Genomic DNA, 13,174 nt, shown 5'->3' with positions numbered 1-13,174 from the left:
CCCTGGGGCAGGCGTGGACCCATCATGAGCTCTTGCGAACGCGCAGATACCACTCGCAGAGCAGGCGGACCTGCTTGGGCGTGTAGCCCTTCTCGACCATGCGCGCGACGAAGTCCTGGTGCTTCTTCTGCTCCTCGGCGCTGCTCTTGGTGTTGAAGCTGATGACGGGCAGCAGCTCCTCGGTGTTCGAGAACATCTTCTTCTCGATGACGGTGCGCAGCTTTTCGTAGCTCGTCCAGGCCGGGTTGCGGCCTGCATTGCCGGCGCGCGCCCGCAGCACGAAATTGACGATCTCGTTGCGGAAGTCCTTCGGGTTGGAGATGCCCGCGGGCTTCTCGATCTTCTCGAGCTCGCCGTTGAGCGACACCCGGTCGAACACCTCGCCCGTGTCGACGTCGCGATATTCCTGGTCCTGGATCCAGTAGTCCGCATACGTTACGTAACGATCGAAGATGTTCTGCCCATATTCGCTGTAACTCTCGAGATACGCAGTCTGGATTTCCTTGCCGATGAATTCGGCATAGCGCGCCGCAAGCTGCTCCTTGATGTACGCAAGATACTTCTGTTCGGTTTCAGCCGGGAACTGCTCGCGCTCGATCTGCTGTTCGAGCACATACATCAGATGCACCGGATTGGCTGCGACTTCACTGCTGTCGAAGTTGAAGACCTTCGAGATGATCTTGAATGCGAAGCGCGTCGACACGCCGCTCATGCCCTCGTCGACGCCCGCATAGTCGCGGTATTCCTGCAGCGACTTGGCCTTGGGGTCGGTGTCCTTCAGGCTCTCGCCGTCGTAGACCTGCATCTTGCTGAAGATGCTCGAGTTCTCGGGCTCCTTCAGGCGGGTGAGCACCGAGAACTGCGCCATCATCCGCAGCGTGCCGGGGGCGCAGGGCGCCTGCGCCAGCGACGAGGTGCGCACCAGCTTCTCGTAGATCTTGATCTCTTCGGAGACCCGCAGGCAGTAGGGCACCTTGACGATGTAGATCCGGTCGAGGAAGGCCTCGTTGTTCTTGTTGTTGCGGAATGCCTTCCACTCGCTCTCGTTGCTGTGCGCCAGCACGACGCCGTCGAAGGGGATGGCGCCGAAGCCTTCGGTGCCCTTGAAGTTGCCTTCCTGCGTGGCCGTCAGCAGCGGATGCAGCACCTTGATCGGCGCCTTGAACATTTCCACGAACTCCAGCAGTCCCTGGTTCGCGAGGCACAGGCCGCCTGAATAGGAATACGCGTCAGGGTCGTCCTGCGCATAGGTCTCGAGCTTGCGGATGTCGATCTTGCCGACCAGCGAGGAGATGTCCTGGTTGTTCTCGTCGCCGGGCTCCGTCTTGGCCACGCCGATCTGCCGAAGCACCGACGGGTAGCGCTTGACCACCTGGAACTTGCGGATGTCGCCGCCGAACTCCTCGAGCCGCTTCACCGCCCAGGGCGACAGGATGCGTTGCAGGTAGCGCCGCGGAATGCCGTATTCCTTCTCGAGGATCTCGCCGTCTTCGCGTGCGTCGAACAGTCCCAGCGGCGACTCGTTGACCGGCGAGCCCTTGATGGCATAGAACGGGACCTGTTCCATCAGCTGCTTGAGCCGCTCCGCGATGGAACTCTTGCCGCCGCCCACCGGGCCCAGCAGGTAGAGGATCTGTTTCTTTTCTTCCAGGCCTTGTGCGGCATGGCGGAAGTAGGAAACCACCTGTTCGATGGCGTCCTCCATGCCGTAGAACTCCTTGAAGGCCGGGTACAGCTTGATGACCTTGTTGGAGAAGATGCGCGACAGGCGCGAGTCGTTGCGCGTGTCGACCAGTTCCGGCTCGCCGATCGCCTTGAGCATTCGCTCCGCAGACGTGGCGTACGCGATCGGGTCGCGCTTGCAGATATCCAGATAGTCCGAAAGGGACAGGACTTCTTCCCGCGTGCGTTCATAGCGCGCCGCAAAGTTGCTCATGACATCCATAGAGACACCTCTCTCGAGTCAAACGGGACTGGGTCCCGCATATTGCAGAAACTCCCTCGCTACCAACCTCTGGTTCAGCATAAAGCAAAGAACGCGCCCATGACCCATCTGGTTGATAGGAACCCCTGAGTTCTTTCGAAGTTCCTTAACAAAAAACCACACCGGGTCTTGAACGGATCACGGACCAACCTGTACGAGTTATATCGACATGCCAAAGAAAAAGGGCGGCCATCCGGCCGCCCTTTGCGCAGGAGAAACCCGCTGAAGCATGTCAGCTGAAAAACTCCTTGGCCTTGTCGAACCAACCCTTGTCGGTCGGGCTGTGCTTGTTGCCACCCTTCTTGAGCGACTCGTCGAGCTCCTTGACCAGCTTGCGTTGATGTTCGCTGAGCTTGACCGGCGTCTCGACGCGCACATGGCAATAGAGATCGCCCGGGTAGCTCGCCCGCACGCCCTTGATGCCCTTGCCGCGCAGGCGGAACTGCTTGCCGCTCTGCGTGCCTTCGGGGATGTCGATCGCGGCGGCGCCCTTGAGCGTCGGCACGTTGATCTCGCCGCCCAGCGCCGCGGTCGTCATGCTGACCGGCACCACGCAGTGCAGGTCATCGCCGTCGCGTTCGAACAGGTCGTGCTTCTTGAGCCGGATCTCGATGTACAGGTCGCCCGGCGGGCCGCCGTTGGTACCCGGCTCGCCATTGCCGGTGCTGCGGATGCGCATGCCGTCGTCGATGCCCGCGGGGATCTTGACTTCGAGCGTCTTGTTGTTCTTCAGCTTGCCTTGACCATGGCAGGTCGTGCAGGGCTCGGGAATGATCTTGCCGCTGCCGTGGCACTGCGGGCAGGTCTGCTGCACGCTGAAGAACCCTTGGCGCATCTGGACCGCACCCTGGCCATGGCAGGTCGTGCAGGTGATGGGCTTGGTGCCGGGCTTGGCGCCGGAGCCGTGGCAGGTGCCGCATTCGTCCCAGCTCGGGATCCGGATCTGCGCTTCCTTGCCCTCGGCCGCTTCTTCCAGCGTGATCTCCATCGCGTAGCTGAGGTCGCTGCCGCGGAACACCTGGCGCCCGCCGCTCTGGCGCCCGCCGCGGCCGCCGAACACGTCGCCGAAGATGTCGCCGAAGGCCTCGGCGAAGCCGCCGAAGCCCTCCGCGCCCGGGCCGCCGCGCATGTTCGGGTCGACGCCGGCATGGCCATGCTGGTCGTAGGCCGCGCGCTTCTGCGGGTCCGACAGCATCTCGTAGGCTTCCTTGCACTCCTTGAACTTTTCCTCGGCCGCCTTGGCGCCGTCGCCGCTGTTGCGGTCGGGGTGGTGCTTCATCGCGAGTTTGCGATAAGCCTTCTTGATTTCATCCTCGCTCGCGTTCTTGGGAACGCCGAGGGTTTCGTAATAGTCGCGTTTGGTGGCCATGGTCGGTGGTCGGGTCGTGCGGGGCAGGGCGGGTCTGGAAACGGAAAAGGCTGGAACACCTTGGAGGTGGTCCAGCCTTGGGTCAGGACAGGGACATCAGCCCTTCTTGACTTCCTTCACTTCGGCGTCGACCACGTTGTCGTCCGCCGGAGCGCTCGCAGCTTCCGGGCCAGCACCCGGGCCGCCGGCGGCCGTGCCGCCCGCTGCCTGTGCATCGGCGTACATCTTTTCGCCGAGTTTCTGGCTCACGGTCATCAGGGCGGTGGTCTTTTCCTCGATCAGCGCCTTGTCCTCGCCCTTCAGGGCTTCCTCGACGTCCTTGATCGCGGCTTCGATCGCGTCCTTCTCGCCGGCTTCCAGGCTGGCGCCATGTTCGCCCAGCGACTTCTTCACGCTGTGAACCATGGCTTCGCCCTGGTTGCGGGCCTGCACGATCTCGACCTTCTTCTTGTCCTCGGCCGCGTTCAGTTCGGCGTCTTTCACCATGGCCTGGATTTCGGATTCGCTCAGGCCGGAGTTGGCCTTGATCGTGATCTTGTTTTCCTTGCCGGTGCCCTTGTCCTTGGCGCCGACGTGCAGGATGCCGTTGGCGTCGATGTCGAAGGACACCTCGATCTGCGGCGTGCCGCGCGATGCCGGCGGGATGCCTTCGAGGTTGAACTCGCCCAGCGCCTTGTTGCCCGAGGCGATCTCGCGTTCGCCCTGGAACACCTTGATGGTCACGGCCGGCTGGTTGTCCTCGGCGGTCGAGAAAGTCTGCGCGAACTTGGTCGGGATCGTCGTGTTCTTCGTGATCATCTTGGTCATCACGCCGCCCATCGTCTCGATACCGAGCGACAGCGGGGTCACGTCCAGCAGCAGCACGTCCTTGCGGTCGCCCGACAGCACCTGGCCCTGGATCGCGGCGCCGACGGCCACGGCTTCGTCAGGGTTCACGTCCTTGCGCGGTTCCTTGCCGAAGAATTCCTTCACCTTTTCCTGCACCTTGGGCATGCGGGTCATGCCGCCGACCAGGATCACGTCGTTGATGTCCGACACGCTCACGCCGGCGTCCTTGATGGCCAGGCGGCAGGGCGCGATGGTGCGTTCGATCAGCTCGTCGACCAGGCTTTCCAGCTTGGCGCGCGTGAGCTTCACGTTCATGTGCTTCGGGCCGTTCGCGTCCGCCGTGATGTAGGGCAGGTTGATGTCGGTCTGGGCGCTGTTCGACAGCTCGATCTTTGCCTTTTCCGCGGCTTCCTTCAGGCGCTGCAGGGCGAGCACGTCCTTGCTCAGGTCGACGCCCTGGTCCTTCTTGAACTCGGAAATGATGTATTCGATGATGCGCTGGTCGAAGTCTTCGCCGCCCAGGAAGGTGTCGCCGTTGGTCGACAGCACTTCGAACTGCTTCTCGCCATCGACGTCCGCGATCTCGATGATCGACACGTCGAAGGTGCCGCCGCCGAGGTCATACACGGCGATCTTGCGGTCGGCCTTGTCCTGCTTGTCCAGGCCGAAGGCCAGGGCAGCCGCGGTCGGCTCGTTGATGATGCGCTTGACGTCCAGGCCCGCGATGCGGCCGGCGTCCTTGGTGGCCTGGCGCTGGCTGTCGTTGAAGTAGGCCGGCACGGTGATGACGGCTTCGGTCACAGCTTCGCCGAGATAGTCTTCGGCGGTCTTCTTCATCTTGCGCAGGATTTCGGCGCTGACCTGCTGCGGTGCGAGCTTCTTGCCGCGCACTTCGACCCAGGCGTCGCCGTTGTCGGCCTTGGTGATCGTGTAGGGCATAAGGTCGATGTCCTTCTGCACTTCCTTTTCACCGAACTTGCGGCCGATCAGGCGCTTGACCGCGTAGATCGTGTTCTTGGGATTGGTCACCGCCTGACGCTTCGCCGAAGCGCCGGCCAGCACCTCACCGTCTTCCTGGTACGCGACGATCGACGGCGTGGTGCGGGCACCTTCCGAGTTCTCGATCACACGCGTGGTGTTGCCTTCCATGACCGAGACGCACGAGTTCGTGGTGCCCAGGTCGATGCCGATGATTCTTCCCATGATGAATGTTCTCCTGAATGCAAAAAATTAGGTTGTGATGAACTTGTGGATAACTCCGCGCGATTCAAGGGATGAAGCGGGGATTTCCTGTGTGTTTGTTGTGTGTCAGCTCGGGGCGCTGACGGTGACCAGCGCGGGGCGGAGCACGCGCTCGGCGATGGTGTAGCCCTTCTGCAGCACGCCGACGACGGTGTTGGCGGGCTGTCCGGGTGCCGGCACGACCGAGATCGCCTGGTGCTGATGCGGATCGAACTTGCTGCCGGCAGCCGGCGCGATCTCGATGATCTTGTTGCGTTCGAGCGCGCTCTTGAGCTGGCGCAGCGTGGCTTCGGCGCCTTCGCGGATCTGCTCCGGCGTGGCGTCCTTGATGGCCAGGCCGGCTTCGAGGCTGTCCGTCACGGGCAGCAGGCTCTCGGCAAAGGACTCGAGGGCGAACTTGCGGGCCTTGGCGACGTCGTCGTCGGCGCGGCGGCGGGCGTTCTGCACGTCGGCCTGCGCGCGCAGATACTGGTCGGCCAGCTCGGAATTCTTTGCCTTCAGCGCGGCCAGTTCTTCCTGTGCGGCAGCCAGCTCGGTCAGTGCGTCCGCTTCATTCGCGGCCTGCGCTGCTTCGAGTTCTTCCGGGCTCGGTTCGCCCTGGAGCGTCTGCGGGTTCATTTCGGGATTTTTTGGGTCTGACATGCTCAAAAACCGGTGGATCGGCAGGAAAAGAAACGATTGCAGGCCATCTGGGGCTCGCAACAGGGTTTTCAAGAAAAAAATGTGGCCGCTATCTACCTACAGCCGTACAAAGGGGAGTTGCCAGAAACACCGCGGAACCGGCTATGCCGGGCCGCTGGTGTTGCCCCCGGAAGGGAGTTGGCGAAAGGCGACACGGAGTGCGCCGAAGCCTGGGGGAGAGCCAAGGGCCAGGCCGCTGGTGTCGCCCCCGGTAGGGGGTTGGCGTAGCGACACGAAGTGCGCGCAGCCTGGGGGCGAGCCAAATTCAGTGCGCGTCGAGCAGCTCGACGTCGAACTTCAGGGTCGCGTTCGGCGGAATCACGCCGCCAGCGCCGCGGGCGCCGTAGCCCAGTGCGGCCGGGATGATCAGCGTGCGCTTGCCGCCGATCTTCATGCCGGCAACGCCTTCGTCCCAGCCCTTGATCACTTGACCCGCGCCCAGCGAGAAAGCGAACGGGTCGTTGCGGTCGCGGCTTGAGTCGAACTTCGCGCCCTGGACGCCGTCGTTGAAGAGCCAGCCGGTGTAATGCACGTGGACGTGCTGGCCGGCCTTGGCTTCGGCGCCGGTGCCGACTTCGGTGTCTTCGTATTGCAGGCCGGTGGATGTGGTGGGCATGGACATGCTCCTTCTGGGAATGTTGGTCGGAATTGGAGGCGCGAAGTTTAACGAGGCGCCGTGAAGCTTCGTCGCAGGACGGCACGCCGCGCCGCCGGAGCGGTCGCCGCGCGGCGCTTCAGCGCACCGGCGCCGTGCGCACGGCAGGCGAGGAGGCGGCGGAGGAAAGTGCCGGATCGTCCGGCGCATGGGTCGGCGAGCCGATCTTGCGCGCCTGGGCGATCTGCCATTTGCCGGCGAAGGCCTGCAGGTCGGACAGGCGCTTCAGCAGGTCCTGCCCGCTCAACGTGAGGCTGTAGCCTTCGCCGCCGTGGCCGACGACGCCGGCTTCGCGCAATTCCTTCAGCCGGGTGTTGAGCGTATTCGGCGTGATGCCGCCCACGCTGTCCTGCAGCAGCCGAAAGGTCTGTGCGTGGCCGTCGCGCAATGCCCAGAGCACGCGCAATGCGTAACGAGCCTCCAGCAGTGCAAGCAACTGGCTGATGGCTGCGTTTTCCTTGGTACTCATCGGGCTCCTCTGGTCTTCTTCTCAGGCGGCGGGCGACTATAGCCCAGAAGCCGGGATGCTACAAGTTTCATAGCTGCCGCGTTCGACTGGCCGTGGCTTGCCGGGCGCTGGCGTCAATCGGCGGTGAAGGCCGCCATGGCGTCGCCGAGCCGGATGGGCCCACCGGGTGCCCACTGCGGATTGAAGGTGACCCGTGGCGGGGGGAACAGCATCACCACGGTCGAGCCGAGCAGGAAACGTCCCATTTCCTCGCCTTGCTTCAGCGCGATGGTGCGATCGTCGTAGCGCCATTCCTTGATCTCGCCGCCGCGCGGTGGGTTGACGACGCCGTGCCAGACGGTCGCCATGCTGCCGACGATGGTCGCACCGACCAGTACCAGGACGAACGGGCCGCGCGCCGAATCGAACACGCACACGGTGCGCTCGTTGCGGGCAAACAGCCCCGGCACGCCGCGCGCCGTCGTCGGATTCACCGAGAAGAGATCGCCCGGCACATAGATCATGCGGCGCAGCCGGCCGTCACAAGGCATGTGGATGCGGTGGTAGTCGCGCGGGCTCAGGTACAGCGTGGCAAAGCTGCCGTGCGCGAAACGCGCTGCCAGCGCCGGGTCGCCGCCGACCAGTGCGGTCGTGGTGTAGGCATGGCCTTTGGCCTGGAAGATCTGGTCGCCGTCGATGGCGCCGAACTGGCTGATGGCGCCGTCGACCGGCGAGATCAGGTCGGCCGCGGCGAGCGGCCGGGCGCCGGGTTTCAGCGCGCGCGTGAAGAAGTCGTTGAAGCTGGCGTAGCGCGCGATGTCGCTTTCGAGCGCCTCGTTCATGTCGACGCCGTACTTCGCGACGAAGCGCCGGATGATCCAGGTCGTGACGTCGCCGCGCTCCTTGCCGGCGACCCAGCCGGCAAAGGACGTCAGCGCCTGCTTGGGAATGATGTATTGCGGCAGGACGGGAAGGCGGTCGGACACGGCGTGGGTGAATTTCGTGGAATGGGCGCCATTCTAGGAACCCGGCGGGCCGCTCAGGGCGCCAGCCGTTCGCGCACCCAGGCGTCGGCCGCTGCGCTGTCCTCGCGGCGGTAGCGCAACCGGTCGTGCAGCCGGCTCTTTCGCCCTTGCCAGAACTCCCAGCGGTCGGGCACCAGCCGATAGCCGCCCCAGTGCGGTGGGCGCGGCGGCGCCAGCAGGAACTTCGCCGCGGCCAGCGCGGCGTTCTTCACGAGCACGTCGCGGCCTTCGATCACCTGGCTCTGCGGGCTGGCCCAGGCGCCGAGCCGCGAGTCGAGCGGTCGGCTCGCGAAATAGGCATCGCTGTCGGCCGCCTCGACCTGCTCGACCCGGCCCTCGATGCGCACCACGCGCTCGAGTTCGACCCAGTGGAACTGCAGCGCCGCATGCGGATTGCCGGCCAGTTCATGGCCCTTGCGGCTGTCGTAGTTGGTGTACCAGACGATGCCGCGGGCGTCGTAGCCCTTGATCAGCACGATGCGCGTCGACGGCCGCAGGTCGCTGCCGACCGTCGCCAGCGTCATCGCGTTCGGTTCGGGCACCTGCGCGCTGATCGCTTCACCGAGCCAGCGTTCGAACTGCTGCAGCGGGTCGGCGGCGCTGCGGGTCTCGTCGAGTTCGGCCCGCTCGTAGCTCTTGCGCAGCGCGGCCAGGGATTCGTTGGGAGAGGTCATGTGCGAATTGTCCGCGCAACCGCCAGGAGATACTTTGATGCATGGACACCCTCGCACCGCCCACCGTCATCGTGCTTGCCTCCGGTCGAGGCGAGCGTTTTCGTGCATCGGGCGGCACGGTGCACAAGCTGCAGGCCCTGCTCGGCGGCAAACCGGTGCTCGAACACACGCTGGACGCGGTGCGCGCCAGCGGCCTGCGCTGGCACCTGGAGGACGTCGGCCATCCTGGAATGGGCGATTCGATCGCCGCCGCGGTCCGCGCCACGGCCGATGCCGGCGGCTGGCTCGTGCTGCCGGCGGATCTGCCGTTGGTGCGCCCGGCCACGTTGCGGTGCGTGGCCGAGGCGTTGATGGACGCGGCGCATGGAACGGCTCTGGCCGTCCAGCCGACCTGCCTGGGCGAACGCGGGCATCCCGTCGGATTCGCCGCGGCGTGCCGTGACGATCTGCTCGCACTCGGCGGCCCGCGCGGCGCGGCGCCCGTTCTTCAGGCCTTGCGGCAGCGGGGGCTGGCCATCGATCTGCCGGTCGACGATGCCGGCGTGCTCGCCGACATCGACACGCTCGACGACCTGGCCCGGGCGGAACGCCTGCTCAGTTCCTGGCAATGACCGCGCAGGCGATGCGCGGGCCCGAATTGCCGGACGGCTGGGTGGTGTAGTCGTCCGGATCGCGGTGAACGACGATGGCGCGGCCGACCACGTTGTTGGCCGCTGCGTCGTTCAGCGAGATCGAATGCACGTCGACGCTGAAACGGGCGACGCCGGAGGCATCCGCGACCAGGCTCGGCAGTTCGCCCGCATGGCTGCCCGGTGCGGCGAACTTGCCGTGCACCGCGCCCGCCGGGTTGAAGTGGCCGCCCGAGGCATCGCCGTTGTTGGCGCAATTGCCTTTTTCGTGGATGTGGAAGCCATGCTCGCTGCCGGGCGCGAGGCCACGCACTTCACCCGCCACGCGCACGCCGTGTTCGAGCGCCGTGAAGCTCACCGCGCCCGTCGTCGGATTGGGCGAGATGGCGCCGGTCGGTGCCAGTTCTGCGATGGCACCCGGCCTCGATCCGCCCATGCCGGCGCAGCCGCCCAGCAGTGCGAGCGCGAGGGCGGCGGCCACGATGGCCGGGCGATGGATGTGCTGATTCATGGTTTTTTCTCCTGGGACGATGAATGGGATGCGCCTGTAGGCACGTCGGATGATCCTCTGTATAGCGGGGCCGGCATGCCGTCGCAATCGGCCGTTTCCGACGAACCCGCCTGCGCAAACTGCATCAGCCGGGCCAGGGCGCGGTCCCGGATGCCGTGGCGCTGCAATTCCTGCAGGGTCTGGCGGGCGTAGTCGAGCGAGGTTCCGTAGCGCCCGACCGCATTCGCGAAGATGTGGCGGTAGTGGGCCTCGCTCAGTTCCCCGGTGAAGTTCGGGCTTTGCCGGGACAGCGTGAACGCCAGCGCACGCACACGGCCGCCGGGCGTCACGCAGTCGAGCCAGCGCGGGTCGTAGACGCCGGTCGGCATCTCGCGCAACCAGAGGCGGCCGAGCGTTTCCAGGCCGTTGGCTGCAGGAATGCGAAAGACCATGCCCTGGCAACTGCCGCCGGTGAACAGTCCGAAGACCAGCCCGGGCGTCTGTACCGAGCCGCGGTTCACGCGGCTCCACATCTTGAGCGCCCGGTGCCAGCCGTGGACGCGCGCCGGGCGCCGCTCCGCGAAGTCGAAATCGGGCCGCCAGATCAGCGAGCCATAGCCGAACAACCACAGGTCGTCGTGGCCGCCCCATTCGGCGATGGTGCGATCGAGCATCGGTGCCGGGTCGCGCAAGGGCGCGGGCACCGGACGGGATTCAGGCGGAGCGCCTACAGTCATGGCTGCAATTTTGCGGGCATCGTTCAATCATGATTATTTACCGCCCTCTTTCCTTTGGACATCGCAGCCTGGCCGCCGACGACGGGCACGATGCCGATCAGCGTTTCGCCCTGGGATTTCTCTTCGCCATCGTCGCGCTGGTGGTGTTGTCGGTGGTCGGTTTTGCGGCCTATCGCTACGGCATGCCCGCCGCACCGGTTGTCGAGGTGGTGCCGACCGGTGACACGCCGCCGCCCGAGACCACGCAAGTGCAGGTCACGACCGAGACCGTCACCGTCGTCATTCCCGAAGGCGCGAGCATCAGCACCGCCAACGGCGTGGTGAGCTTCTACTTCGCGACCGGCAGTGCCGATCTCGCGCCCGGCGCCGCCGAGGCGCTCGCCACGGTGATCAAGGGCGTGGAGGACGGCCGCAAGGCGGTCATCTCGGGCTTCCACGACATGACCGGCGACGCCGCGGCCAACGAGGCGCTCGCCAAGCTGCGTGCGCAGACGGTGCAGGATGTGCTGGTCGGGCTCGGCGTGCCGGCGGCCAAGGTCAGCCTGCAAAAGCCGGCCGCGACCACCGGTTCAGGCAGCGCTGCCGAGGCGCGTCGCGTCGAAGTGAAGCTGGTCGACTGACGACCGGCGGCGCATGGCCGGTGCTCAGGCGCTGTCGCGCAGCACCAGCCGCCACGGCAATTCGATGCTGGCGGGCGACACCGCTTCGCCGCGCATCAGTTGCAGAAGCATGTGTGCCGCGGCCTCGCCGATCTCGGTGCGCGGCGTGCCGACGCTGGTCAGCGCCGGCAGCATCTGCGCACTGCCTGGCAGATCGTTGAAGCCAGCGATCGCGATCCGGCCCGGCACGTCGACGCCCATCCGCAACGCGGCCAGGAGTGCGCCCTGCGCCAGGTCGTCGTTGCAGCAGAACAGGGCTTCGGGCGCGTCGGCCGCCATGATCCTGCGGAACATCTCGCTGCCCAGGGCGATCGACGACGGTTCGGGGCGCAGCCATTCGAGCGACGGGTCGTAGCAGCCTGCCTCGCGCAGGGCGCTCCGGTAGCCCTCTGCGCGCTGCAGCACCCGCGCATCGAGCTGGGCGCCGGCGAAGGCGATGCGCCGCGCGCCACGCGACAGCAGGTGCTGCGCCATCGCACGGCCGGCCGCATGCTGCGAAAAACCGACGCAGTGCACGCCCGGCGCACGGCTGGTTTCCATGATGTGGACGCACGGCACGCCACTCGCGGCAATCAGCGCCCGCGTTTCCTCGGTGCGCTCGAAACCGGTGACGAGCAGGCCGGCGGGGCGGTGTGCCAGCTGTTCGCGCAGCAACTGCTCCTCTTCGCGCGGATCGTAGTGCGTGATGCCGATCAGCGTCTGGTAGCCCGCCGGCCGCAGCGTGCGCTGCAGCGCTTCGAGCAGCTCCACGAACAGCGTGTTGGACAGCAGCGGGATCAGCACGGCCACGTGCGAGCTCCGGTGCGAGGCGAGCGCTCGGGCGGCGGGGTCGGGCACATAGCCCAGGCGCGCCGCGGCTTCGCGGGCGCGTTCGACCAGTTCGGGCGCCACGCCGCGTTCGCCGCGCAATGCGCGCGATACGGTGATGGGGCTGACACCGGCGGCTTCAGCCACGTGCTGCAGGGTCACACGGCCACTGCTGCGGCGCGGAACCGGGTTGTCTCTGGAGGGCATTTGAAGAATTGTTTTAAGGGCAAACCCTAGACGGCCGATTTTCCATCATCGTTTAGGATAGCGCTATCCAATAGAAATTGGATTGATGGATCGCGTTTTTGTATAGGAAATTCTCTTGATGTATGCCGAGAATTGACAAAAGACAGCGTTATCCAATCGATCCAAAGGAAAGAACATGCAGGCGATCTGGTTGGTGGTGATGGGTGTGTCCGGTTGCGGCAAGTCGAGCCTGGGGCAGGCGTTGTCCATCGATCTCGGGTTGCCGCTGATCGAAGGCGACGACTTTCATCCGCCGGCCAATATCGCCAAGATGAGCAACGGCATACCGCTCGACGACGCGGCCCGTGCCGGCTGGCTCGCCACACTGGGCGATGAGCTGGTGAAGCGTCCCGGCGGCGCGGTCCTGACCTGCTCATCGCTCAAGCGTGTCTATCGCGACAGGCTGCGCGCCGCCGTGCCGACGCTGCGCTTCGTGTTCATGGACATCTCGCGCGCTGAAGCGCAGGCGCGCGTCGAGGCGCGCGCGGGCGAGCATTTCTTCTCGACCACCCTGGTCGACAACCAGTTCGCGACGCTCGAGTCGCCGATCGGCGAGGCCGGTGTGCTGGCCGTGCCGGCCGTCGAGCCGTTGACCGTGCTCGCAGCCACCGTGCACGATTGGCTGGCGGAAGCTCCCTCGACAGCGGCCTGACGCCGGTACCGCGCAGCCGACCCCCGTTTCATCCCTCACATCCTTTTC

14 protein-coding genes are annotated in these 13,174 nt (G+C 65.5%); 3 read left to right on the top strand and 11 right to left on the bottom strand.

All coding sequences use genetic code 11. The features are described 5' to 3' along the window. Positions 1-22 precede the first annotated feature (22 nt). From AC07PZ_RS09915 to pdxH, 8 genes are all read right to left on the bottom strand, one after another. The gene (locus AC07PZ_RS09915) at positions 23-1,945 is read right to left on the bottom strand and encodes a PrkA family serine protein kinase (protein ID WP_495294885.1); all 1,923 of its coding nucleotides are present in this window, start codon (positions 1,943-1,945) and stop codon (positions 23-25) included. A gap of 271 nt (positions 1,946-2,216) precedes the next feature. Next, entirely contained in the window at positions 2,217-3,353 is a 1,137-nt protein-coding gene (gene dnaJ / locus AC07PZ_RS09910; RefSeq protein ID WP_495294884.1) for a molecular chaperone DnaJ, read from the bottom strand. Between the two features lie 96 nt (positions 3,354-3,449). Beyond that, positions 3,450-5,384 carry a molecular chaperone DnaK gene (dnaK, locus tag AC07PZ_RS09905; protein ID WP_495294883.1) on the bottom strand — a complete coding sequence of 645 codons (1,935 nt, stop codon included), beginning with the start codon at positions 5,382-5,384 and terminating at the stop codon, positions 3,450-3,452. A gap of 105 nt (positions 5,385-5,489) precedes the next feature. After that, the gene (gene grpE, locus AC07PZ_RS09900; RefSeq protein ID WP_495294882.1) at positions 5,490-6,041 is read right to left on the bottom strand and encodes a nucleotide exchange factor GrpE; all 552 of its coding nucleotides are present in this window, start codon (positions 6,039-6,041) and stop codon (positions 5,490-5,492) included. A 328-nt stretch (positions 6,042-6,369) separates the two neighbouring features. Beyond that, the gene (locus AC07PZ_RS09895) at positions 6,370-6,720 is read right to left on the bottom strand and encodes an FKBP-type peptidyl-prolyl cis-trans isomerase (RefSeq protein ID WP_495294881.1); all 351 of its coding nucleotides are present in this window, start codon (positions 6,718-6,720) and stop codon (positions 6,370-6,372) included. A gap of 118 nt (positions 6,721-6,838) precedes the next feature. After that, the gene (locus tag AC07PZ_RS09890; protein WP_495294880.1) at positions 6,839-7,228 is read right to left on the bottom strand and encodes a winged helix-turn-helix transcriptional regulator; all 390 of its coding nucleotides are present in this window, start codon (positions 7,226-7,228) and stop codon (positions 6,839-6,841) included. Between the two features lie 113 nt (positions 7,229-7,341). Then, positions 7,342-8,193 carry an archaetidylserine decarboxylase gene (gene asd, locus AC07PZ_RS09885; protein ID WP_495294879.1) on the bottom strand — a complete coding sequence of 284 codons (852 nt, stop codon included), beginning with the start codon at positions 8,191-8,193 and terminating at the stop codon, positions 7,342-7,344. A 53-nt stretch (positions 8,194-8,246) separates the two neighbouring features. After that, complete coding sequence (gene pdxH, locus AC07PZ_RS09880; RefSeq protein WP_495294878.1) at positions 8,247-8,906, bottom strand: pyridoxamine 5'-phosphate oxidase; 660 nt, start codon at positions 8,904-8,906, stop codon at positions 8,247-8,249. Positions 8,907-8,947: 41 nt separating this feature from the next. On the opposite strand from pdxH, the gene AC07PZ_RS09875 reads away from it, so the two are divergent. Further along, complete coding sequence (locus AC07PZ_RS09875; protein ID WP_495294877.1) at positions 8,948-9,517, top strand: nucleotidyltransferase family protein; 570 nt, start codon at positions 8,948-8,950, stop codon at positions 9,515-9,517. On the opposite strand, the gene AC07PZ_RS09870 is transcribed toward AC07PZ_RS09875, so the two are convergent. Further along, positions 9,501-10,046, bottom strand: coding sequence for a superoxide dismutase family protein (locus AC07PZ_RS09870; RefSeq protein ID WP_495294876.1), 546 nt, complete (start codon positions 10,044-10,046; stop codon positions 9,501-9,503). The genes AC07PZ_RS09875 and AC07PZ_RS09870 overlap by 17 nt on opposite strands. Next, positions 10,043-10,729 carry a gamma-glutamylcyclotransferase gene (locus AC07PZ_RS09865; protein WP_495294875.1) on the bottom strand — a complete coding sequence of 229 codons (687 nt, stop codon included), beginning with the start codon at positions 10,727-10,729 and terminating at the stop codon, positions 10,043-10,045. The genes AC07PZ_RS09870 and AC07PZ_RS09865 overlap by 4 nt, the downstream gene beginning before the upstream one ends. 62 nt (positions 10,730-10,791) lie before the next feature. Between AC07PZ_RS09865 and AC07PZ_RS09860 the strand changes: the two genes are divergently transcribed. After that, positions 10,792-11,382, top strand: a complete 591-nt coding sequence (locus tag AC07PZ_RS09860; protein WP_495294874.1) for an OmpA family protein — start codon at positions 10,792-10,794, stop codon at positions 11,380-11,382. 24 nt (positions 11,383-11,406) lie between these two features. On the opposite strand, the gene gntR is transcribed toward AC07PZ_RS09860, so the two are convergent. After that, positions 11,407-12,435 carry an HTH-type transcriptional regulator GntR gene (gene gntR / locus AC07PZ_RS09855; RefSeq protein ID WP_495294873.1) on the bottom strand — a complete coding sequence of 343 codons (1,029 nt, stop codon included), beginning with the start codon at positions 12,433-12,435 and terminating at the stop codon, positions 11,407-11,409. 175 nt (positions 12,436-12,610) lie between these two features. On the opposite strand from gntR, the gene AC07PZ_RS09850 reads away from it, so the two are divergent. Then, positions 12,611-13,126: a gluconokinase gene (locus AC07PZ_RS09850; protein ID WP_495294872.1), complete on the top strand. Its 516-nt coding sequence runs from the start codon at positions 12,611-12,613 to the stop codon at positions 13,124-13,126. Positions 13,127-13,174: the final 48 nt, after the last annotated feature.

The organism is Variovorax sp. GW821-FHT10B04 (assembly GCF_059415645.1).
Note: the sequence above shows the minus strand (reverse complement) of the source record. Positions and strands in the feature narration are given on the sequence as shown.